Here is a 19,819-nt window from a genome sequence, read left to right as displayed (position 1 = left end):
GGCGTTCACTGTTCCTGCGAAAAACGTCCCTGATAATCTCGAAAATTTTCCCTGTTATCTTGCGTAGGGAATTTGCCTGTAAGCTCCTGATAACGCTTGCGGATTCTCAGTCGAAAATAAGGCAAGAGGCCAGATTCCGGGAAAATTCCCTGCAAATTCCCTGTTAGCAGGGAGAACTGGGCCCAACCGAAGCGCGTGATGCTGCCGCCGGAGACGGTGCGGGGAAATCGTGTCAGGTCGAGAGATTACGGTCGTCTCTCTGGCAGATGGCACCGCCCAAGCCCCCGGAAAAACGGGGGAAAACAGGGAAGAAACGACTGCGCTGACAGAGATAGGGGTGGGTGGCGGAGCGGGAGGGATTCGAACCCTCGAGACGGTTCCCCGCCTACACACTTTCCAGGCGTGCGCCTTCGACCACTCGGCCACCGCTCCATCGGGCGGGTTCTAGCCGCAGGGGGACGGGGTTTGCAAGGGGGAGAATGCATGCCAGGGCGGGAAAAGAGCAAAGCGCTTGACATCGACCTGCCACAAGGTTCTGTCGGAAAACTGTCAGGCTTGGCGTTTTCCGACATTCCGGGGCGGGGGCAGATTTGTAACGCTGGCGCGCGAGCAAAAGGCAAAGGCAGGCGAAACGTGACAGACCACGACTATATCATCGTCGGCGCTGGCTCGGCGGGGTCGGTACTGGCCGACCGGCTGAGTGCCAATGGGCGGCACCGTGTGTTGATTCTTGAGGCCGGGGGACGTGGGCGCAGCCCTTGGATCGCCCTGCCCCTGGGCTATGGCAAAACCTTTTTTGACGAGCGTCTGAACTGGAAATACGAGGCCGAACCGGAAGAGGCGCTCGATGGGCGGCGCGGTTACTGGCCGCGCGGCAAGACGGTGGGCGGATCGGGGGCGATCAACGCGATGGTCTATGCTCGCGGCCTGCCCCACGATTTCGACGATTGGGTGGCGGCGGGTGCCACCGGCTGGGGCTGGAGCACCGTTCGTGCCACCTATGACGCCCTAGAGACGCAGGTTTCGCCCGATGGCACACGGCGCGGCAGCGGACCGATCACGGTGCAGGATGTCTCGGACCAGATCCACCCGGTCAACCGGCATTACTTTGCCGCGCTTGATGAATTGGGTCTGCCGCGCACTGACGATCTCAACGACCCGAGTGGCGAAGGCGGCACCGTTTACCGCATCAACACTGCGGGCGGATTGCGCAACTCTTCGGCGCGCGCCTGTCTCAAACCCGCGCTGAAACGCCCGAATGTGACGTTGGTCACAGGGGCCTTGGTGGACCGCCTCGAATTTGACGGCAGCCGGGCGGTCGCCGTTCATTACCGTCGCGGCGGGCAAAGCCACGTTGCGCGCGCGGGGCGCGAGATAATCCTGAGTGCGGGTGCCGTTACCTCGCCGCGCCTTTTGCAGCTCTCGGGCATCGGCCCGGCGGATATGTTGCGCCAGCATGGCATCACGCCATTGCGCGATTGCACCCATGTGGGCGGCAATCTTCAGGATCATCTTGGAATCAACTATTATTTCCGCGCCACCGAACCGACGCTCAACAACGATCTTGCCCCCTTCATGGGCAAGGTGCGCGCGGCGCTGCGTTTTGCACTGACGCGGCGCGGGCCCCTGTCGCTCTCGGTCAATCAATGTGGCGGTTATTTTCGCTCAAAGCCGGGGCAGAACCATCCCGATCAACAGCTCTATTTCAACCCTGTCACCTATACGACCACGCCTGCGGGCACCCGCTCGGTCGTGCGCCCCGATCCGTTTCCGGGGTTCATCATCTCGTTCCAGCCCTCGCGCCCAACCAGCCGAGGCCGCATCGACATCAGCGGCCCCAACCCCGAGGCGCCGCCCCTCATTCAACCCAATTCGCTCGCGACCGAAGAAGACCGCGCGCAGGTGATTGCGGGGGGACGCCTGTGTCAGCGCATCATGTCCACGGCAGCACTGACCGCCTTGGTCGAAAGTGCCATGTATCAGGATCTGCGGACCATGGACGATGCCACCATTCTGGACGATTTCCGCAAACGCTGCGGCACCGTGTTTCACCCGGTCGGAACCTGCCGCATGGGACGCGATCCGGCGCATTCCGTGGTCGACCCACAGCTGCGGGTGCATGGGGTCACGGGGTTGCGGGTGGTCGATGCCTCGGTGTTTCCCAATGTCACGTCAGGCAACACCAACGCGCCCACCATGATGCTGGCTTGGCGCGCCGCGGATCTGATCCTTGGGGAGGTCTGAGACCCGCTACAAATCAAGGCAGGCGGCGGAAACACCTGATTTTATAGGCGAAAGGCCACGTTCTGCGATTGTCAGCCGACGCGATATTCCCGATACTGCATCCTATCCAAATCAGAAGCAGGCCAGACGGTGACACCAAGAGACCAAGACACGCGCCCTACCGGCCAGAGCACGCCAGAGTTGCAGCGCATCCGCACCGTGGCGCAGATCATCATCGCCTTTGCGGTGGTGCTGTTTCTCTTGGTGCAGGCGCGGTTCTTGCTGATTTCTCTGGCCACGGCGATCATTTTGTTCAGCCTTACCTCGGATGCCATCACCTCGATCGCGCGGGTGCGCCTTGGGCCGGTGCGCGTGCCCAACTGGCTGGCCAGCATCGTAGCGCTCTTGCTGATTTCGGCGGCGTTGCTCAGCCTCTCGGCGGTTATCCTGTCGCAGATCAACACGGTGCTGTCGACCACGCTGGCCTATACCGACCGCGCGCCACAGGCGATATCCGCCATGGTGGCCTGGCTCGGGCCTGATGCCGAAGAGGCGGTGTTCAATGCGGTCTCGACCCTTGATGTGGCGGGCTATCTGCGCGCCTTGGCCGGTCAGGCCGGGGGGATCATGCAGGGCACAGTGCTGGTGATCCTTTTTGTTGGCTTTCTTTTTGCCGAGCGGATTTGGTTCACAACCAAACTCGAAAGCCTCTTTGGCGATGCCAAAAAGGCCGAACGGGTGGGCCGCATCATCAGCTCGATCATCCACCGGGTAAATTACTACCTGCTGGTCAAAACGCTGGTCAGTGTCGTGACAGGCCTCATGGTTTATGGCGTGGCGCAGTTTTTCGCGCTCGATCTTGCCGGGGCATTGGGCATCCTGACGTTCGTGCTCAATTATATCCCTTCCATCGGCTCGATTGTGGCCACGGTGCTGGTGGCGCTGGTGGCCTATGTGCAACTGGCGGATGGCACCACGGCGCTGGTGATTTTCCTGATCGTGGGGATCATTCAGTTTATCAACGGCAATATCATTGACCCGATGCTGATGGGCCGCGCGCTGCGCGTCTCCTCGTTTGGCATCATCATCAGCCTAGCGTTCTGGGCGGCGGTCTGGGGAATACCGGGGATGTTTCTGGCCGTGCCGATTATGGTGGCGCTGATGATCGTCTGCAGCCATGTGCCGGGTTTCCGCGCCATCGCCGTCTTGCTGTCGCGGGAAGGCCTGCCCGAAACCGATCAGGATCTCGACGCGCCCAAGCGCAGGCGGGGCTGATCGGCACAGGCCTTTTTCGGAAATCCCGAAACCGGCTTTCAGCCGCTGGAAAAAGCCGATCCTTACATCGGCAAATCCCTTGCCGTTGGCCGCAACGCCCCCCATTCCTTGGGTCAAAGGAGTTGCCACCATGCCGATCACCCCGCTCAAGACCGCCCCCGGAGAGCCGCCGCACACCGCCCATGACGTGGCCGATACCGTCCAGATCATGCTGGCCCGGTTGCGCACAGGCGGCGCACAGGTGGCGCTGGAATATGCACGGCAGCTTGATGGCTGGCAGGGTGGCATCACCGTGACCCACGCCGAGGTTGCCGCCGCGGTATCCCGTGTGCCCGCATCGCTCAAGGCGGATATCCAATGGGCGCATGACAATATCTCGCGCTTTGCCGCCGCACAGCGCGCCACGGCACAGGATATGGAGATTGAATTGCGCCCCGGACTGCGCGCCGGGCAACGTCAGATACCCCTTGGGGCGGCGGGCTGTTACGTGCCCGGCGGGCGCTATAGCCATATCGCTTCGGCACTGATGACCATCGCCACCGCGCGCGAGGCGGGCGTGGCTGACATCACCGCCGTCTCGCCCCCCTGCGGCGATCAGGGCATTCCCGATGCCATGCTCTATGCGATGGATCTGGCAGGGGCCACGCGCATCCTGACCATTGGCGGGGTGCAGGGGGTTGCGGCCATGGCCTTTGGCCTCTTTGGCGCACCGCCTGCCGATATTCTGGTCGGACCCGGCAATGCCTATGTCGCCGAGGCCAAGCGCCAACTCTTTGGTCCCATCGGCATCGATATGTTCGCAGGCCCGACCGACAGCCTCATTCTTGCCGATGACACGGCCGATCCCGAAACCGTCGCCGCCGATCTGGTTGGACAGGCGGAGCATGGGGCGAATTCGCCGGTCTGGCTCGCGACCACGCATCGGCCATTGGCCGAGGCCGTGATGGTCCGTGCCCCGGCCCTTATCGCCAGCCTGCCAGAGCCGAACCGCGCCGCCGCCACCGCCGCTTGGCGCGATCTGGCCGAGGTGGTGCTGTGCGATACGCCCGAGGACATGGCGCAATATGCCGATGCCAAAGCGCCCGAACATTTGCATGTGCAGGCGCGCGATCTGCCATGGTGGCGCACGCGCTTGCAGGCCTATGGCTCGCTCTTTCTTGGAGAAAACACGACCGTTGCCTTTGGCGACAAGGCGGCAGGCCCCAACCATGTCTTGCCCACCTCTGGGGCTGCGCGCTATACCGGGGGCCTATCGGTGCACAAGTTCCTGAAAACCGTCACCTGGCAAGAGGTGGACGACCGCGCGCTGCCTGATCTTGCGCGCGTGACCGCCAGCCTCAGCCGCGCCGAACGGATGGAGGGGCATGCCCGCAGCGCAGACATCCGCACAGGTCCGATTGACCGCGCGGCAACATCGACAGGATAAGACCGCCAGATGAGAACCGTGGGCATTCTGGGGGGCATGGGCCCCGAAGCGACCGTGCTTTTGATGCAAAAACTGCTGGCCGCCGTGCCCGCGCGCGACGATAGCGATCATATTCCGCTCATCGTGCATCAGAATTCGCAGGTGCCCAGCCGGATCAAGGCGCTGATCGAGGGCACCGGCGAAGACCCCGGCCCGGTTCTGGCCCGCATGGCCTGCGATCTGCAGGCAGCGGGGGCAGAGGCGTTGGCGATGCCCTGCAACACCGCGCATCACTACGCGCCCGCCGTTGTGGCCGCCACGCCCCTGCCCTTTCTCAACATGCTGGATCTGACGGCGCAGTCGCTCGCCCGCCAAGGCGCGCGACGGGTCGGGATGCTGGCCTCACCCGCAACCCGGCTGGCGAATGTTTTTGCCGCGCCCTTCGCCGCCCATGGGCTGACCCCGGTGTTCCTGCCCGATGACAGTGGAATTCTCGCGATTATCCGCGCGGTCAAGGCGGGGGAACCACTGGCAACCCTCAAGCCACAGCTCGCCCAAGAGGCCGAGGCGCTCTTGGCCCATGGGGCCGATCACCTGTTGGTGGCGTGTACGGAACTGTCCTTGATGACAGATGCCCTGCCCGCAACGGCCCCGCATACCGACAGCCTCGATTGCCTCACCGAAGCCATCGCAGACTTTGCAAAGGGCTGAACGCGCTCAATCTTCCAAGTGAAGATAAACCCGGCGGTTGTGGCGGCCTTTGTTTTCGATCTTGCCAAGGCGAAGCCGCCCGATCTCGCCCGTGCGTGCCACATGGGTACCGCCGCAGGGCTGCAGATCAACCTGATCCGTCCCCTGCCCGATCCGCACCAAACGCACCCGGCCAGACCCCATGGGTGGCGCCACCGACATGGTCTTGACCAGCCCCGGATTGGCGCGCAGCGCGTCATCGGTGATCCACTCTTCGGTCACGGGCAAATCCTGATCCACCAGCTGATTAAGGTAGTCTTCCAGCGTCTCGCGATCCTCTGGCGCTTCGGGCATGTCGAAATCAAGGCGGCTGCGCGTCTCGGCAACGGCCCCGCCCGAGACCGGCAGCGGGATCACCACCGACAAAAGATGCAGCGCCGTATGCATCCGCATCAGACGATGCCGCCGGGGCCAGTCAATCGCTTGCCGCAGGGCCGTGCCGATGGGCGGCAAGGCCATAGGTTCTGCCATCACCAGCGCGATCTGTTCCCCCTCGGCCTTGACGGCCGTGGCAATGGGCAGGCTGCGCCCTTGGCACATAAGCCGCCCGCTATCGCCCGGTTGTCCGCCCCCCATGGGATAAAACAGCGTCTGGTCCAGCACGATCCCACCCTCTGGGGTATGCGCCACAACGACGCCGGTCGCCTCGGTTTGATAGGCGTCCAGCCGAAAAAGGGGTGTCGTCATCGCCCGTCACCGTCTCCCTCGCCCTCAACATCGCCCTCTGTCAGGGCGGCTGGGCTTTGGCTCGTCTTGGGTTTGACCGGGGCCTTGGGCTCTTTCGCCTCTGCAGTGGCGTTGCGGAACCATACATCCTGTTGCGGAAAGGGAATTTCGATGCCTTCTTCGGCAAAGCGGCGGGCAATCTCGTGGTTCATGTCTGATTTCACACTGGCCACCCAGTTGACATCGCGCAGGATCGCCCGGATCTCGAAATCAAGCGAACTTGCGCCGAAATTCTGGAACAGCACCGTCGGCGGTGGCTGCATCAGCACCATTGGATGTGCCTCGGCCACGTCGCGCAGGATCTTTTCCACCCGGCGCGTGTCTGTGCCATAGGCCACCCCCACCGGCACAATCACCCGGCCCACGGTATTGCCGCGTGTGTAATTCGTGACCGTGCCACTGACGAAATCGGCATTCGGCACGATCACATCCGTGCGGTCAAAGGTCTCGATCCGGGTTGAACGCACCGAGATCGACCGTACATAGCCATGCTGCCCGCCGACCTCGATCCAGTCGCCTTCGGAAATCGGCCGCTCAATCAAAAGGATGATGCCGGATACAAAGTTGGACACGATGTTTTGCAAACCAAACCCGATGCCCACCGACAGCGCACCCGCAACGATGGCCAGTGAACTCAGGTCAATCCCCGCCGCCGTGATCGACACCAACGCCGCAAGGAAAATCCCGACATAGCCAACGCCCGACACGATGGCATTACGCCCGCCCATATCGAGCTTGGTTTTTGGCAGAATGGCATTCTTGAGCGTGCCCTGAATGAGCCGGGTCAGCAGATAGCCAAGGGTAAAGACCACAGCAAGGATCAGAAAGCCGGTGGGCGATAGCGTGATGCCGCCAAAACTGACCCCTTGGGTGAAACTTAGCCACGCCTCTTGCAATTGTGCAGGCCGCGCGCCCCAGATCAGGGCAAAAACCGGCACCGACCCGAGCACGAGGAAAAAGCCCAGAAGCACCGGAAAGAGCGAGTCATCAATGCTCTGCGCGTTGCCACGCAGCATGATATAGACCTCGGACAGCACCCGTTGGACCAGCAGCAGCGCCGCGATCATCATCAACGACAAGAGAGCAGGCAACATCATCGCCTCGGCGGCGGACATATAGCCAATCGCGGACAAAAGCGGCGCAAGCAGCGCCAGCGCCCAGAGCGCACGCGCGAGAATACGCACCAGCTTGCTGCGGAACGTAAGCTCTGTCTCGGGCTCGTTCGCCGCCGCTTTGCTGTGCCGCATCAAGAGCCGCGCAAGCCGCAGCAACAGCAGCGACGCCAGCACCATCAACGGAAAGATCATGACATTGCGGGCCGCTTCGGACCAATCAAACCCATCGGCGAGGTCCTGCACATAGGCAAACCCCGCAACCACCAATCCAAGAGAGCCGCCACTAAGCCGCCCGGTGGCGCGCTCGGACGGGCCAAGCGTGAGCAAGGGCAACTGCCGGTCATCGCGGGGAAAGACCCGTAGCGACAACCAACGCGCCAGCAGAAGGATAAAGGCCGCCGCGGGCAGCGACTCGAGCACAAGGTTTCCCTTGGACCCCAAAATCCCGGTCAGAACACCCGCCACGACAATGGAAATCACCCCAAGATAGGGCAACAACCATTCGCCAAACGAAATTGCGAAGGCCGCAAGACGGCGTCCGGCGGTCGGTGTGTCGCCCAAAACGCGCGCCGCCAGACGCATTGTCCAAACCCGGCCCCGCGTCATCAGCAAAAGGCCGATAAGACCCAGAGCAATCACCCCCGGCAAGTTTCCCTGAAAGCGCGTGCGCCGAAAGCTGCTTTGCCAATTGGTCGCCGTCTCGGCCCGGACGGTATCCACCGCGCGGTACAGTTCCTTGACCGCTGTCGGCCAATGCAGCGGATTGACCGGCGATGGCCCAAGCCGCAAAAGCGCTTGGGTCTGCCGGTCACGGATCGCCCCATCTATATTCGTGACCAGCCCATCGGCGCGACTGCGCGCCAGATCGGCCAGCTTCACCGGTGCCTCTAACCGGGCCAGACGCCGGTTAAGTTCCGCACGCTGCGCTGCGATGTCCTCGGCTTCTTCGCCGGTCTCGGGCACGGGCCCCAAGGCGGCGATTTGATCGCGCACAGTTCGGATCGCAGTGGAATTCAAGCCCTGCATCTCAACAAACTGTTGCCGCCAACCGTTGATCTGGGCGCGCATGTTTTCCAGTTGCCCGGTGGAGGCCTCGCCGTTGGCAAGCATCTCGTCGGCATCGGCCGCAAGTTCCTCCCACGTCACATAATCGACCGCGTCAGGCGTATGCTGCCCCTGCGCAAGCGCGGTATCGGGCACAGCAACTGCCGCGCCCAACGCCAGACAGAGGACTAGGCAAAGCAGCCGCAGCATTCTTGTCACCCCGCGAAAACCCCCGGAATCGAGCGCGGAGCCTGATCCAGCCAATCTGGCGTCGGCAGGTTGTTGGCGCGCAGGAATTCGGGATTGAAAAGTTTGGACTGATAGCGCGTTCCGTAATCGCACAGGATCGTCACGATGGTATGGCCCGGCCCCATGTCGCGGGCCATCTGCATAGCGCCAGCGATATTCACACCGCTCGAGGCCCCCATGCACAGCCCCTCATGCTGAAGCAGGTCAAAGACAATCGGCAACGCTTCGGCATCGGGCACCTGACAGGCGAAATCTGGCGTGAAGCCTTCAAGATTGGCCGTGATGCGCACCTGCCCGATCCCCTCGGCAATCGACGAGCCTTCGCTCTCCAACTCGCCTTTGGTATACCAAGAAAAAAGCTTTGCGCCCATCGGATCGGCAATACCCACCTTGACGCCCTTGGGTTGCAGCGCCATGCCGACCCCGGCCAAGGTGCCACCCGACCCCACCGCGCAGATAAAGCCATCAACCTTACCCCCGGTTTGCTCCCAAATCTCGGGGCCGGTTGTTTCGATATGCGCTTGACGGTTGGCGACATTGTCGAACTGATTGGCCCAGATCACACCGTTAGGTTCGGTTTTCGCAAGCTCAGTGGCCAATCTCTCCGAGTATCGGACAAAATTGTTCGGATTTGAATAGGGCGCTGCGGGAACTTGAACCAAATCGGCACCGGCCAGACGCAGCATATCCTTCTTTTCTTGGCTTTGGGTTTCGGGGATGACGATCACCGTCTTGAACCCGAGAGAGGCCCCGACCAGCGCAAGGCCGATGCCGGTATTGCCTGCCGTCCCCTCGACAATCGTACCGCCGGGTTTCAAATCACCGCGCGCGATGGCGTCGCGGATGATAAAGAGCGCGGCACGATCCTTGACCGATTGACCGGGGTTGAGAAACTCGCATTTACCCAAGATGTCACAGCCAGTTTCCTCACTGGCGCGGCGCAAACGAATGAGCGGGGTATTCCCGACAGCGGCAGCCAAATCCTGTGCAATGCGCATCTTTCATGCTCCTGTAGGCAAAGTGTTCCCTTGGGTTTAGGCGCTTGGAGAACGGAACTCAAGCGGATGCACGCAGCCGTGCGCGTTCACGCTCAAGCCACAGAAGGCAGAGGATGAGCGGCCCATTATTGGCCTCTCCACTCTGCACAAGCGCCATTGCCTGCGCGAAATCAATCACATGCGTGCGAATATCCTCATGCTCTGTGGCCAGACCGCCGCGCCCCTGTTCCAGATCGGGCAGGTCGCAAATTCCCAGAAAGAGGTGAAAGAATTCGGTCGAATATCCCGGCGTGCAATAGTGCTGGGAAATCTTCTCGAGCGCGCGCAGCGTCAGCCCCGCCTCTTCCAGACATTCGCGGTGCGCGGCGTCTTCGGGGCTCTCGCCGCCGTCAATCCGCCCGGCGACCGGCTCTAGCATCCACGGGCGCGGATCGCCGCGCCCATAGGGCCCCATGCGGAACTGCTCTACCAAAAGCACCCGGTCGCGCACCCGATCATAGGGCAGCACAAGGGCGGCATCCGTGGCGACAAACACTTCACGCCGCAAGGTATCGCTTGGCGTGCCATCAAAACGGGGATGCCGCAACGTATAGGCGCGGCCAAGGAAGAACCCCGCATGGGTGATCTCGCAGGCGATCTCCTGCACGGTCGCAGCCTCGGTCGCACTGCGCACATCGGCGGGCGCAGGCGTCTGCGCCGCCACCCGCCCCGATGCGCGCGAAATGATCATGGGCAGGCCCGCGCATAGGTCTTGCGCGGCAATACGGCCCCTCAAGCTGAGTATCTCTTGAACTGCATAGCGCAGGATCGGCGCGGCGCGGCGCGACCAGTCTTGGGCATCCCAGTCCATGGGACCGGGCCGACCGGGAAAGACACGCGCAGCGACGGGGCGGCCGTCTTGACTGACGGTAATGACATCCGAACGCCCCAAGCCAAGCGCCTCGGCGATGAAGGTCACCAACTCCACTGTGTCGGGTTCTGACACCAACCACCCGTCTACGGCCCCTAGCCCCCGGCGCAGTCCCGCCAAAGGAAGGCGCGCGTCATCACAGCAAATCTGCACGCCCTCGGCGCGCGCCTCAGCCGCAACAAGGCCCGGCAAGGTTGCCTGCAAAACGGTGATGTCAGCCAAGGGACCGTAAAGAAAAACCGGTGTCACGACCACCGATGCGAGACCCATTCCGAAACGAGGCCCACCACGATCCCGCCGGTGACCAGTGCGCCGATCAATGGCCCGTTGATCATCGTCATGCCATAGTCAACCATCAAGTCGAACATCGCGGTCAGGCCCTTGATCACCCCGTCATAGCGGTTATCGAGCGCACGTTTGAGCATCTCATTCAGGCTCTGAAGAAAGAGCGCCCAAAACACCAGTGCGGCGACCCCGGTCAATCCGGCGCTGAACCCTTCGGCATAGCCATAACCCAGCCGCCTGCCCGTCACGCGCCAGCCGCAAATCGCGCCAAGCACAACATTGACCACGTTGAACCAGCCGAAATTGGTATCTTCTGGCATAAGCGGGCGAAAGAGCTCTGATCCAAACCATCCCACAATGCTAAGTCCGATCGCCGCGACCAGCCGCGCGGCGGTGGGCATTTGATCTGTAACGGGCATCTATCCAGGCCTTGCGATGGTGATCTGCGTCACATCGCAACTACCCCCTTTGAAGGCCCCCGCGCAAGAGGTCAGATAGAAATTCCACATCCGGCGGAACCGGTCGTCAAAGCCCATATCGGCGATTTCGTCCCACTTGTCGTTGAACGCCTGATGCCAGCGGCGCAGGGTTTGGCTATAGCTTTCGCCAAATTCGATAGACCGCGCAACACTCAGCCCCGCGCGCTCGATCTCGGCGCGCAACGCGGTGGGGCTGGGGAGCATACCGCCCGGAAAGATGTATTTCTGGATGAAATCCACATCGGTACGATAGCTTTCCCACCGCCGGTCCTCGACTGTGATGATCTGCAGCGTGGCCAGCGCACCGGGATTAAGCCGCTCGCGCAGACTGTTGAAAAACACCGGCCAATAGCGCTCGCCTACGGCCTCGAACATCTCGATGCTGGCGATGCCATCATAAGTGCCGCGCTCGTCGCGGTAATCCTGCAACTTGAGCGTGACCCGATCAGACAGCCCGGCGCGCGCAATCCGGTCCTGCGCATATTTCAACTGTTCCGCGCTGATCGTGAGGCCCGTCACGCGCAACCCCCGCTCTTTGGCGGCGTATTCGGCAAAGCCCCCCCAACCACAGCCGATTTCCAGCACGTGATCGCCGGGCTTCACCCCCATCTGATCCACCATGCTGGCATATTTGGCGATCTGCGCCTGCTCCAGACTGTTCTGACCGGGCTGAAAAATAGCACTGGAATAGGTCATCGTTTCGTCCAGCCAGAGGCTGTAAAACGCATTGCCCAGATCATAGTGGTAGCTGATGTTGCGCTTGGCTTGGGTCTTGGAATTCCGTTTGAACCAAAAGCGGATGCGCTCGTAAATCTGCGCCAGCCTTTGACCGGGATAGCCGTTGTAAATACCGTCGTTGTCGTCGTTGAGAAGGTCCATAAAGGATTGAAGGTCCGGCGTGGACCAGTCCCCATCAAGATACGCCTCGCAAAAGCCCAGATAGCCCTCGCGCACCAGCCGCGCAAACACCTCGGTGTCGTGGATTTCGAGCACCGCAACCGGGCCGGGGCGCGGCCCTTCGGCGCGGAACACACGGCCATCGGGCAGGCGAATATCAAGCCGTCCGGCGTCGATATTGCGCGCCACGCCAAAGCAACGGCTGAAATAGCGCGGCAGGCCCGTCTGGCCGGTGGTGTCGGTCAGGATCATACGTTCGGTCCCTTTTTCCTTTTGCGGCGCGTCAATCGCCGATCTTGCGGTCAGTATGGTCATGTTTCAAAACTCCCGCGCTTCATAGGCGTTGAGCGCTCTTTGCCGCCCCTGTGACAAATCAACAATCCGACCCGGATAAAGCATCGACGGATCAAGCTGCCAGGCGCGCGGCACCGCCTTGAAATAGTCCAAGGCCGTTGCAGGCGGGGTGCGCTGCCCCTCAGCGATCCAGCGCCGGGTATAGGCCCCGCCACGGTCGAACTTGTCCAACTGTGTCTCGGGATTGAACACCCGGAAATACGGCGCCGCGTCGGGCCCACAGCCCGCCGCCCATTGCCAGCCCATCGCATTCGAGGCCGGATCCCAATCGCTCAGACATTCGGCGAACCAGTCCAATCCAATCTTCCAATGGGTCATCAGATGCTTGGTGAGGTATGAGGCCACGATCATGCGCGCGCGGTTGTGCATCTTGCCGGTCACATACATCTCGCGCATGGCGGCATCGACAAAGGGTTCGCCGGTGCGGCCCTGTTTCCACGCGATGACCTCGGGATGATCCGCATTGGTGGACCATGGAAAGGCATCCCAATCGGTCCGCCAATTGCCGCTCAGAATATGCGGCGTGTGATACATGAGGTGATAGGCAAATTCGCGCCAGACCAGTTCCTTGAGCCATGTCTCTGCGCCTTTGGCCCCGCCATGCAAGGCCCGCTGCCCCGCATGCCAGCACTGGCGCGGCGAGATTTCCCCATAGGTCAGGTTTTCCGACAGCGCAGACGTTGCATCGACCGCCGGAAAATTCCGGGCGTCCTGGTACTCTGCAATCGCCCCATCGGCAAAGGCATGCAATCGCTCCATCGCCGCGGCCTCGCCCACCCGCTGATAGGGCAAGCACACGTCGGCCCCCCGATACATGGCGACCCCCATCTGCCAATCATCCAGACTGTCAGAGGCGGGCCAAACCTTGGGGGCCGGGATCTGCGCGGGCGCTGTTAGCGGCATCGCCACATCGCGATCCTTCACCGCGCGCCACATCGGGCTGTAAACCCGGTAAAACCCGCCGGTCTTGGTCTCAACCGTCCAAGGCTCGAACATCACATGGCCCGGGTGGCTTTGTGCGTCCACCCCTGCCTCACGCAGCGCGGATTTCACCGCCTTGTCGCGCGCGATGGACTGCGGATCATAAAGCCGCGACCAGTGCACCGCCCCTGCCCCGGTTTCAGCCACCAGCGCACGCAGCACATCCAGCGCCGCGCCCCGGCGCAGGATCAAGCGGCTGCCGCACGCCGCCAGATCACGCGCAAGCGACGCCAGCGACAGGCCCAGACGCCACATCGGTGCAGCGCCCAGACCTTCGACGCTCTCATCATGGATGAAAACAGGAATAACCGCGCCGCCGCCTGCAAGCGCCGCACAGAGTGCCGGGTGATCGGCCAGACGCAAATCGCGCCGTAGCCATACGATTGATGGTGCTATATCCGTCATCCCCTGCCCCGGTCTTTGATTGCAATACGGGCCGGGGACGCGGGCGGATCAAAGAATATCATCAAGGGCGGTTAAGAGTTTGTCGACCTCGGCGCGGGTCGTGTAATGCACAAAACTCAGACGCAACACGCCGCGCTCTGGGTCAACGCCCATCGCCGTCAGGGGCCGCACCGCGTAGAAATCGCCGCCTCCCGCCATGATCCCATGCTGCGCCAACTCTGTCGCCGCGTCGATACCGGGGCGATTAAGCGCAACAGCCACGGTCGGCGCTTTTTGTTCGGCCTCGACCGGGCCGATCAGCCGCGCAGAATTGCGATCCTTGAGGAAATCCAAGAGCGGCTGCAAAAGTGCTGTTTCATGCCCGCGTATCAGGTCATGCACCCCGACCGCCCGCGTCACGGCATCGCCCGTGATCCCGTGATGCGCCGCCAGATCGTCGATATAATCCGCCATACCGGCGCTTGCCGCGACCTGTGCATGATCCGGACCCGCTGGCGTGAACCGTTTATAGAGCGTGCCCGCATTGAAATAATGCGCCTGATTGGGCAAGAGATTGCCCAATTCCCGCCGGATCACCATGATCCCCTGATGCGGCCCATAGGTTTTATAGGCCGAAAAAAGGTAAATATCCGGCCCCATTCCCCCCACATCCGGCAGGCCATGCGGCGCATAGCTAACCCCATCGACACAGACAAAGGCCCCGGCGGCATGCGCCAGCGCCGTAATCTCGACCACCGGGTTGATCGCCCCCACAACGTTGGAGCAATGCGGAAAACACACCAGTCGCACCCGGTCATCCAGCAGATTTTCAAGATCGGCCGGATCAAGCAAACCGCTCTCGGGGTTGATTTTCCACTCACGCACTTCGAATCCTGCGTCCGCCAACCGCCGCCACGGCCCGGAATTGGCCTCGTGATCCTGATTGGTGACGATGATCGCATCGCCCGGTTCCATCCACTGCCGGAATGCCTGCGCCAGAACATAGGTGTTCTGCGTGGTCGAGGGACCAAAGCTCAGCTCATCGGTGGCCACTCCCATCATCGCTGCAAGCCGCGCCCGCGCCTCGTCCATCTCGGCCCCGGCCAATTGGCTCGCCTCATAGGGCGCGTAGGGCTGCACCTTGCGTTGCCGATAATACCGCTCCAGCCGCGCAATCACCGGGCCGCAGGTATAAGAGCCACCGGCATTCTCAAAAAACGCTTGTCCCTCAAGGCTTGGCTCGGCAAAGGCCGGAAATTGCGCACGTACGAAATCTGTATCGAGTGTCATCACTGTCCCCATTGTCCCTTTTTGCGGCCACAAAACAGCAAAGCCCCCCGGCGCGCAAGCGCCGGAGGGCCTTGGACTGCATGACCATGGGTCGCTCAGAGGATCTTTCGCTCGCTCTGCAAGCCGCGAAAGATCGCCCAGCACATCACCAACAGCACCAATGTAAACGGCAGGCCGGTCGAAATCACCGCCGATTGCAGCGCCGTCAGGCCCCCGCCGATCAAGAGAACAATCGCGACGGCCCCTTCAAAGATGCACCAGAACACCCGCTGCGGCACGGGCGCGTCAACCTTGCCGCCCGCCGTAATCGTGTCGATTACAAGACTGCCCGAATCCGATGAGGTGACAAAGAACACCACCACAAGAACAATCCCGATGGTCGAGGTGATCGTCGCCAAGGGCAAAGGATCAAGCATCTGGAAGAGTTTAAGCTCCAGAGGGGCATTTTGTGCCGCCTCATAGCCCCCGGAAATCACCTGATTAAGCGCGGTGCCGCCAAAAACACTCATCCACAGGACACAGACCAGCGACGGAATGAGCAATACGCAGATCACGAATTCCCGCACCGTGCGGCCCCGGCTGACACGCGCAATGAACATGCCCACAAAGGGCGACCAGCTGATCCACCACGCCCAATAGAACGCCGTCCAGCCCTGCATGAAATTGGTGTCTTCGCGCCCAAAGGGATTGGACAGCGCGACAAGGTTTTGCAGATAGGCCCAAAGGCTGTCGAAAAAGAACGTCAGCAGGAAAATCGGGCCACCCACAAAGAACACGAACAGCAGCAACAGCGCCGCCAAGCCCATGTTGATCTCGGACAGCACCTTGACCCCGCCATCAAGGCCACGCACCACCGAGACTAGGGCAATCGCCGTGATGCCTGAAATCAGCAAGACCAAAAGAAGGCTCGAATTTTCAACGCCGCTTTCTTCGGTATTGCCATAAGAGATGCCCAGGAATGCCCGCGTGCCCTCTGCCGCGTCGCCCGACCCATAGAGAAAAGTCAGCCCCGACGCCGCCTGCTCTGCCCCAAAGCCCAGCGAGGTGGCCAGACCAAAGAGCGTGGCAAAGACTGCCAGCGTGTCGATCACATGGCCCCACCAGCCCCAGACCCGTTCGCCCAGGATCGGATAAAAGGCCGAGCGCAGCGTGAGCGGCAGACCCTTGTTATAGCTGAAAAGCGCCAGTGCCAGTGCCACCACCGCGTAAATCGCCCAAGGATGCAGACCCCAGTGAAAAATGGTGGCCGCCATGCCAAGGCGTGATGCCGCCTCGGGATCACCGCCGGCCGCGCCAAGCGGGGCCCAATCGCTGCGCACACCGCCCTCCATCGCCGTGCCGCCCAAGGCGCTGGAAAAATGGCTCATCGGCTCTGACACGCCAAAGAACATCAGGCCAATGCCCATTCCGGCCGCAAAAAGCATCGCGAACCAGCCCAGATAGCTGTAATCCGGCGTCGCCTCATCCCCGCCCAGCCGCACGCGGCCATAGGGGCTGACAATCAGGAAAAGGCAAAAGATCACGAAGACATTGGCGGCACTCAAGAAGAACCAGTCAAACCCTTGGGTAACTGACGCAAACAGCCAGTCAAACACCGATGCCGCATGACCGGGCAGCGCCAGCGCGTAGAACACAAAGATCACGATGCTAAGGCCCGAAATAAAAAAGACCGGGTTATGAATATCGAGACCAAAAGGCCCCACCTGTGGTTGCACATTGTCCTGCCCGATCTCGTACACTGTCTCGATCAGGTCCGACTGCCCTTCGGGCGCGGGTATGCCTTGATTGGTTGTTTCGTCGGCCATCTGGCCCCCTTTGCTTGTTTTTCTGCTGCCCGTTGCGCCCGTCACAGCGGACAAAGGCGACGCACCAGTGCGGCACGTGGCAGCGTTTTGAGGTCTCGCGCACGAGGAAAGCAGACACGCTGTCCGCAGGCGCACCGGGCCTTGCATGCCCGGATCGTCACAACCTTTTAGCAAGAAACCGCCCAAAACTGCAACCCGGCGGCACGGAAACGTCACGTTTGCGACCTGCACCATGTCGCCAAACGACAATCACAAAGGGATTCGCGCGCCCTGTTTTCATGGAAAGCCGATTTCAGTTTCGTTGCGCAGCGGATCAATCCGGTTGAACCCCGCGCACAGATGGCCGCAATTCCACACCCCAATGGTCGTAATTTGCGCACGGAGCGCCGGATTACCCGCTCGTTACACGGGCCTCGGCGTGGGAAAATGACGGGATGGGGCAACAGGCCGATTTCAGAGCCACACAAGGACCCCGTTCAATCGCAATGGATCAGGGACGTCACAGATGAGTATAAAACCCCCTTTCACAGATCTCGAGATAAAAACCGCCCCACAGGGGTTCTACGAGGGCTATAGCTTGCCCATCGCGCTGATTTCCAAAACCTCGATGGCGCTCTTGGTGATCTGGGCGCTGGTCTGGCCCCTCAATGCCAATGCCACGCTGTCGAGCCTCAACTGGTCGCTCCTCGAAGGGTTCAACACCTTCTATATTCTCGCCACCGGCATGTTTGCCTTTTTCCTCTTCATCGTGGCGCTCTTGCCCGCGACAGGCAGGCGCATGATGGGGCGCGTGGGCGAAAAACCCGAGTTTTCAAACTTCTCTTGGTTCTCGATGATGTTCGGTGCGGGTCTTGGTGTGGGTCTCATGGTGTTCGCCACGGCGGAACCGCTGGGCCTCTGGGGCTCGAACCCAGAGACTGTGACCGGGGCCGTCATCGGCAACACGGCAGAGGGCGTGACCCCGGCCTATCGCTATACCTTTGCGCATTACGGCTTTCACGCCTGGGCCATCTATGTGGTGACAGGGCTCAGCCTTGCCTATTACGCCTATACGCGGGACATGCCGCTGACCATCCGCTCGGCGCTGACCCCGTTGCTGGGGCGTGCCGCCAACGGCATTTTGGGTGATCTTGTCGACATTCTGGGCGTCGTGGCCACCATTCTCGGCGTGTCCGTCACCATCGGCTTTGGCGTGTCGCAATTTGTCGATGGCGTCTATGCGGTCAGTGGCATGGAATGGCTGATGAACACCACGGGCGAGGCCCCAAAACCCACCACCGCAGGCCTCATCGCCGCCCTGCTCGCGATCATGGGCCTGTCGATCCTCTCGGCGGTTTCGGGCGTGGGACGCGGCATCAAATATCTCTCGAACCTCAACCTCGTGTTGTCGGTGGTTCTGTTGCTGGTCTTTATCGTCTTTGGCTCTTTCGCCTTTGCCATGACCAAATACGCAACGGCCCTTGCCGATTACATCCTGCACTTCACCTCGCTGTCGTTCAACGCCTATGGGCCGCTCTCGTCCGAGGCTTTTGCCGCCGCGCTTCCCACCGAAGCGGCCCCGCTTGCCGCCGACCTTTACGGCGGCGCAACGAACGCATGGGGCAGTTTTGATGGCTTTGTCGGCGGTCTGAGCGGTGCCGCCGCTGAGCTGCCCGAGGCGACCAAAATTGCCGCCTACGAGGCCGGTGCCCAAGGTCGCCTGTTTGGCTGGCAGGCGGGTTGGACAACCTTCTACTGGGCGTGGTGGATCGCGTTTTCGCCCTTCGTTGGCCTGTTCCTTGCGCGCATCTCGAAGGGGCGCACCGTGCGGGAATTCATTCTTGGCTGTGTGATTGCCCCGGCGCTTGTGTGCTTTGCTTGGATGACCATCCTCGGCGCGACGGCGATTGATCTTGAACTCAGCGGTGTGGCGCAAGGGGCCATCATCGGTGCCTCCAACACCAACAAACTCTTTGTCACATTGGGCTTCATGATTGATGGCGGCTTGCTTACGGCTGTGACGATCATGTGCGTGGTGCTGGTGCTGACCTTCCTCGTCACCTCGGCAGACTCGGGCATCCTCGTGATGAACACGATCATGTCAGGGGGTCAGGCGGAAACCGGCATCAAACACCGGATCATCTGGGGCGTCATCCTTACGCTGGTGATCGGCGCGCTGATCATCGCGGGCAATTCGGGGGCCTCTGCCGACCCGTTCGAGGCGCTGAAGAACGCCATGATCATCGGCGCGCTGCCCTTTGCCATGGTGATGGTGTTGATGGTGGTGGCGTTGACCAAGGCGCTCTACCGCGATCATCTGCGCGACAAGCACGGGCTTTTGGCCGAACAACCGGCGGAATAATCCCACCGCAGAACCTGAGCGAAATGACGCCGCGCCCCTCGCGCGGCGTCAGCCGTTAAACAAGGCCCGATCCCGGTAATACGCCAAAACATAAAGCCGGATCGCCGTTGCCAACCCGGTCTCGATCCCGCGACCCGCATCAATTTCGGCAGCCAAAACGTTGAGAGCCATGGATTTTTCCTCGGCAATCTCGCGAAAGGCCTGCCAGAACTCATCCTCAAGAGACACGCTGGTGCGATGCCCACGCAGGGTAAGCGAGCGTTTGACCGGGCGCGCGCCCATCATAGGTCAGACAGGGGGGCGCTGCC

Annotated in this window: 15 protein-coding genes and 1 tRNA gene; 5 read left to right on the top strand and 11 right to left on the bottom strand. The window is 61.5% G+C overall.

Features of this window, described 5'->3' with window-relative positions; genetic code table 11:
* Positions 1–342: 342 nt before the first annotated feature.
* A tRNA-Ser gene (locus tag ACLGGT_RS16660) sits at positions 343–432 on the bottom strand.
* 201 nt (positions 433–633) lie between these two features.
* Between ACLGGT_RS16660 and ACLGGT_RS16655 the strand changes: the two genes are divergently transcribed.
* The 4 genes from ACLGGT_RS16655 (at position 634) to ACLGGT_RS16640 (ending at position 5,614) form a co-directional block, all read left to right on the top strand.
* The gene (locus ACLGGT_RS16655) at positions 634–2,244 is read left to right on the top strand and encodes a GMC family oxidoreductase (protein ID WP_437196919.1); all 1,611 of its coding nucleotides are present in this window, start codon (positions 634–636) and stop codon (positions 2,242–2,244) included.
* Between the two features lie 198 nt (positions 2,245–2,442).
* Positions 2,443–3,498 carry an AI-2E family transporter gene (locus ACLGGT_RS16650; RefSeq protein WP_008280846.1) on the top strand — a complete coding sequence of 352 codons (1,056 nt, stop codon included), beginning with the start codon at positions 2,443–2,445 and terminating at the stop codon, positions 3,496–3,498.
* Between the two features lie 130 nt (positions 3,499–3,628).
* Complete coding sequence (hisD, locus tag ACLGGT_RS16645) at positions 3,629–4,924, top strand: histidinol dehydrogenase (RefSeq protein WP_008280845.1); 1,296 nt, start codon at positions 3,629–3,631, stop codon at positions 4,922–4,924.
* A gap of 9 nt (positions 4,925–4,933) precedes the next feature.
* Positions 4,934–5,614, top strand: a complete 681-nt coding sequence (locus tag ACLGGT_RS16640) for an aspartate/glutamate racemase family protein (RefSeq protein ID WP_151979274.1) — start codon at positions 4,934–4,936, stop codon at positions 5,612–5,614.
* Between the two features lie 6 nt (positions 5,615–5,620).
* Here the strand turns inward: ACLGGT_RS16640 and ACLGGT_RS16635 are convergent, their stop codons facing one another.
* The 9 genes from ACLGGT_RS16635 to ACLGGT_RS16595 form a co-directional block, all read right to left on the bottom strand.
* Positions 5,621–6,340: an alanyl-tRNA editing protein gene (locus ACLGGT_RS16635; RefSeq protein ID WP_437196916.1), complete on the bottom strand. Its 720-nt coding sequence runs from the start codon at positions 6,338–6,340 to the stop codon at positions 5,621–5,623.
* Entirely contained in the window at positions 6,337–8,748 is a 2,412-nt protein-coding gene (locus ACLGGT_RS16630; protein ID WP_008280842.1) for a DUF3772 domain-containing protein, read from the bottom strand. The genes ACLGGT_RS16635 and ACLGGT_RS16630 overlap by 4 nt, the downstream gene beginning before the upstream one ends.
* Before the next feature lie 5 nt (positions 8,749–8,753).
* A complete protein-coding gene (locus tag ACLGGT_RS16625) occupies positions 8,754–9,785 on the bottom strand; it encodes a cysteine synthase A (RefSeq protein WP_437196913.1) in 1,032 nt (343 codons plus the stop codon).
* Positions 9,786–9,843: 58 nt separating this feature from the next.
* Positions 9,844–10,965: an NUDIX domain-containing protein gene (locus ACLGGT_RS16620; protein ID WP_437196911.1), complete on the bottom strand. Its 1,122-nt coding sequence runs from the start codon at positions 10,963–10,965 to the stop codon at positions 9,844–9,846.
* Complete coding sequence (locus ACLGGT_RS16615; protein WP_008280839.1) at positions 10,941–11,399, bottom strand: TrgA family protein; 459 nt, start codon at positions 11,397–11,399, stop codon at positions 10,941–10,943. Before ACLGGT_RS16615 ends, ACLGGT_RS16620 begins: the two co-directional genes overlap by 25 nt.
* Complete coding sequence (locus tag ACLGGT_RS16610) at positions 11,400–12,608, bottom strand: SAM-dependent methyltransferase (protein ID WP_037297598.1); 1,209 nt, start codon at positions 12,606–12,608, stop codon at positions 11,400–11,402.
* Between the two features lie 66 nt (positions 12,609–12,674).
* Positions 12,675–14,096 carry a cryptochrome/photolyase family protein gene (locus ACLGGT_RS16605; protein ID WP_437196910.1) on the bottom strand — a complete coding sequence of 474 codons (1,422 nt, stop codon included), beginning with the start codon at positions 14,094–14,096 and terminating at the stop codon, positions 12,675–12,677.
* A 48-nt stretch (positions 14,097–14,144) separates the two neighbouring features.
* On the bottom strand, positions 14,145–15,365 hold the full coding sequence (locus tag ACLGGT_RS16600; protein ID WP_437196908.1) for an aminotransferase class V-fold PLP-dependent enzyme: 1,221 nt from the start codon (positions 15,363–15,365) through the stop codon (positions 14,145–14,147).
* 95 nt (positions 15,366–15,460) lie between these two features.
* Complete coding sequence (locus ACLGGT_RS16595; protein ID WP_437196906.1) at positions 15,461–17,170, bottom strand: BCCT family transporter; 1,710 nt, start codon at positions 17,168–17,170, stop codon at positions 15,461–15,463.
* 505 nt (positions 17,171–17,675) lie between these two features.
* On the opposite strand from ACLGGT_RS16595, the gene ACLGGT_RS16590 reads away from it, so the two are divergent.
* A complete protein-coding gene (locus ACLGGT_RS16590) occupies positions 17,676–19,511 on the top strand; it encodes a BCCT family transporter (protein ID WP_008280833.1) in 1,836 nt (611 codons plus the stop codon).
* A 48-nt stretch (positions 19,512–19,559) separates the two neighbouring features.
* On the opposite strand, the gene ACLGGT_RS16585 is transcribed toward ACLGGT_RS16590, so the two are convergent.
* On the bottom strand, positions 19,560–19,793 hold the full coding sequence (locus ACLGGT_RS16585) for a ribbon-helix-helix domain-containing protein (RefSeq protein ID WP_437196905.1): 234 nt from the start codon (positions 19,791–19,793) through the stop codon (positions 19,560–19,562).
* Between the last annotated feature and the right edge of the window lie 26 nt (positions 19,794–19,819).

The organism is Roseovarius sp. MS2, from assembly GCF_051447875.1.
Lineage (GTDB): Bacteria > Pseudomonadota > Alphaproteobacteria > Rhodobacterales > Rhodobacteraceae > Roseovarius > Roseovarius mucosus_A.
This window is presented reverse-complemented; position numbering and strand designations above follow the sequence as displayed.

Bases quoted from the DNA above. Each gene is read 5' to 3' on its own strand.
- hisD (WP_008280845.1), top strand. From the start codon at position 3,629: ATGCCGATCACCCCGCTCAAGACCGCCCCCGGAGAGCCGCCGCACACC.
- ACLGGT_RS16585 (WP_437196905.1), bottom strand. From the start codon at position 19,793: ATGGGCGCGCGCCCGGTCAAACGCTCGCTTACCCTGCGTGGGCATCGC.
- ACLGGT_RS16615 (WP_008280839.1), bottom strand. From the start codon at position 11,399: ATGCCCGTTACAGATCAAATGCCCACCGCCGCGCGGCTGGTCGCGGCG.
- ACLGGT_RS16590 (WP_008280833.1), top strand. From the start codon at position 17,676: ATGAGTATAAAACCCCCTTTCACAGATCTCGAGATAAAAACCGCCCCA.
- ACLGGT_RS16640 (WP_151979274.1), top strand. From the start codon at position 4,934: ATGAGAACCGTGGGCATTCTGGGGGGCATGGGCCCCGAAGCGACCGTG.
- ACLGGT_RS16610 (WP_037297598.1), bottom strand. From the start codon at position 12,608: ATGATCCTGACCGACACCACCGGCCAGACGGGCCTGCCGCGCTATTTC.
- ACLGGT_RS16630 (WP_008280842.1), bottom strand. From the start codon at position 8,748: ATGCTGCGGCTGCTTTGCCTAGTCCTCTGTCTGGCGTTGGGCGCGGCA.
- ACLGGT_RS16605 (WP_437196910.1), bottom strand. From the start codon at position 14,096: ATGACGGATATAGCACCATCAATCGTATGGCTACGGCGCGATTTGCGT.
- ACLGGT_RS16635 (WP_437196916.1), bottom strand. From the start codon at position 6,340: ATGACGACACCCCTTTTTCGGCTGGACGCCTATCAAACCGAGGCGACC.
- ACLGGT_RS16625 (WP_437196913.1), bottom strand. From the start codon at position 9,785: ATGCGCATTGCACAGGATTTGGCTGCCGCTGTCGGGAATACCCCGCTC.
- ACLGGT_RS16600 (WP_437196908.1), bottom strand. From the start codon at position 15,365: ATGACACTCGATACAGATTTCGTACGTGCGCAATTTCCGGCCTTTGCC.
- ACLGGT_RS16595 (WP_437196906.1), bottom strand. From the start codon at position 17,170: ATGGCCGACGAAACAACCAATCAAGGCATACCCGCGCCCGAAGGGCAG.
- ACLGGT_RS16620 (WP_437196911.1), bottom strand. From the start codon at position 10,965: ATGGGTCTCGCATCGGTGGTCGTGACACCGGTTTTTCTTTACGGTCCC.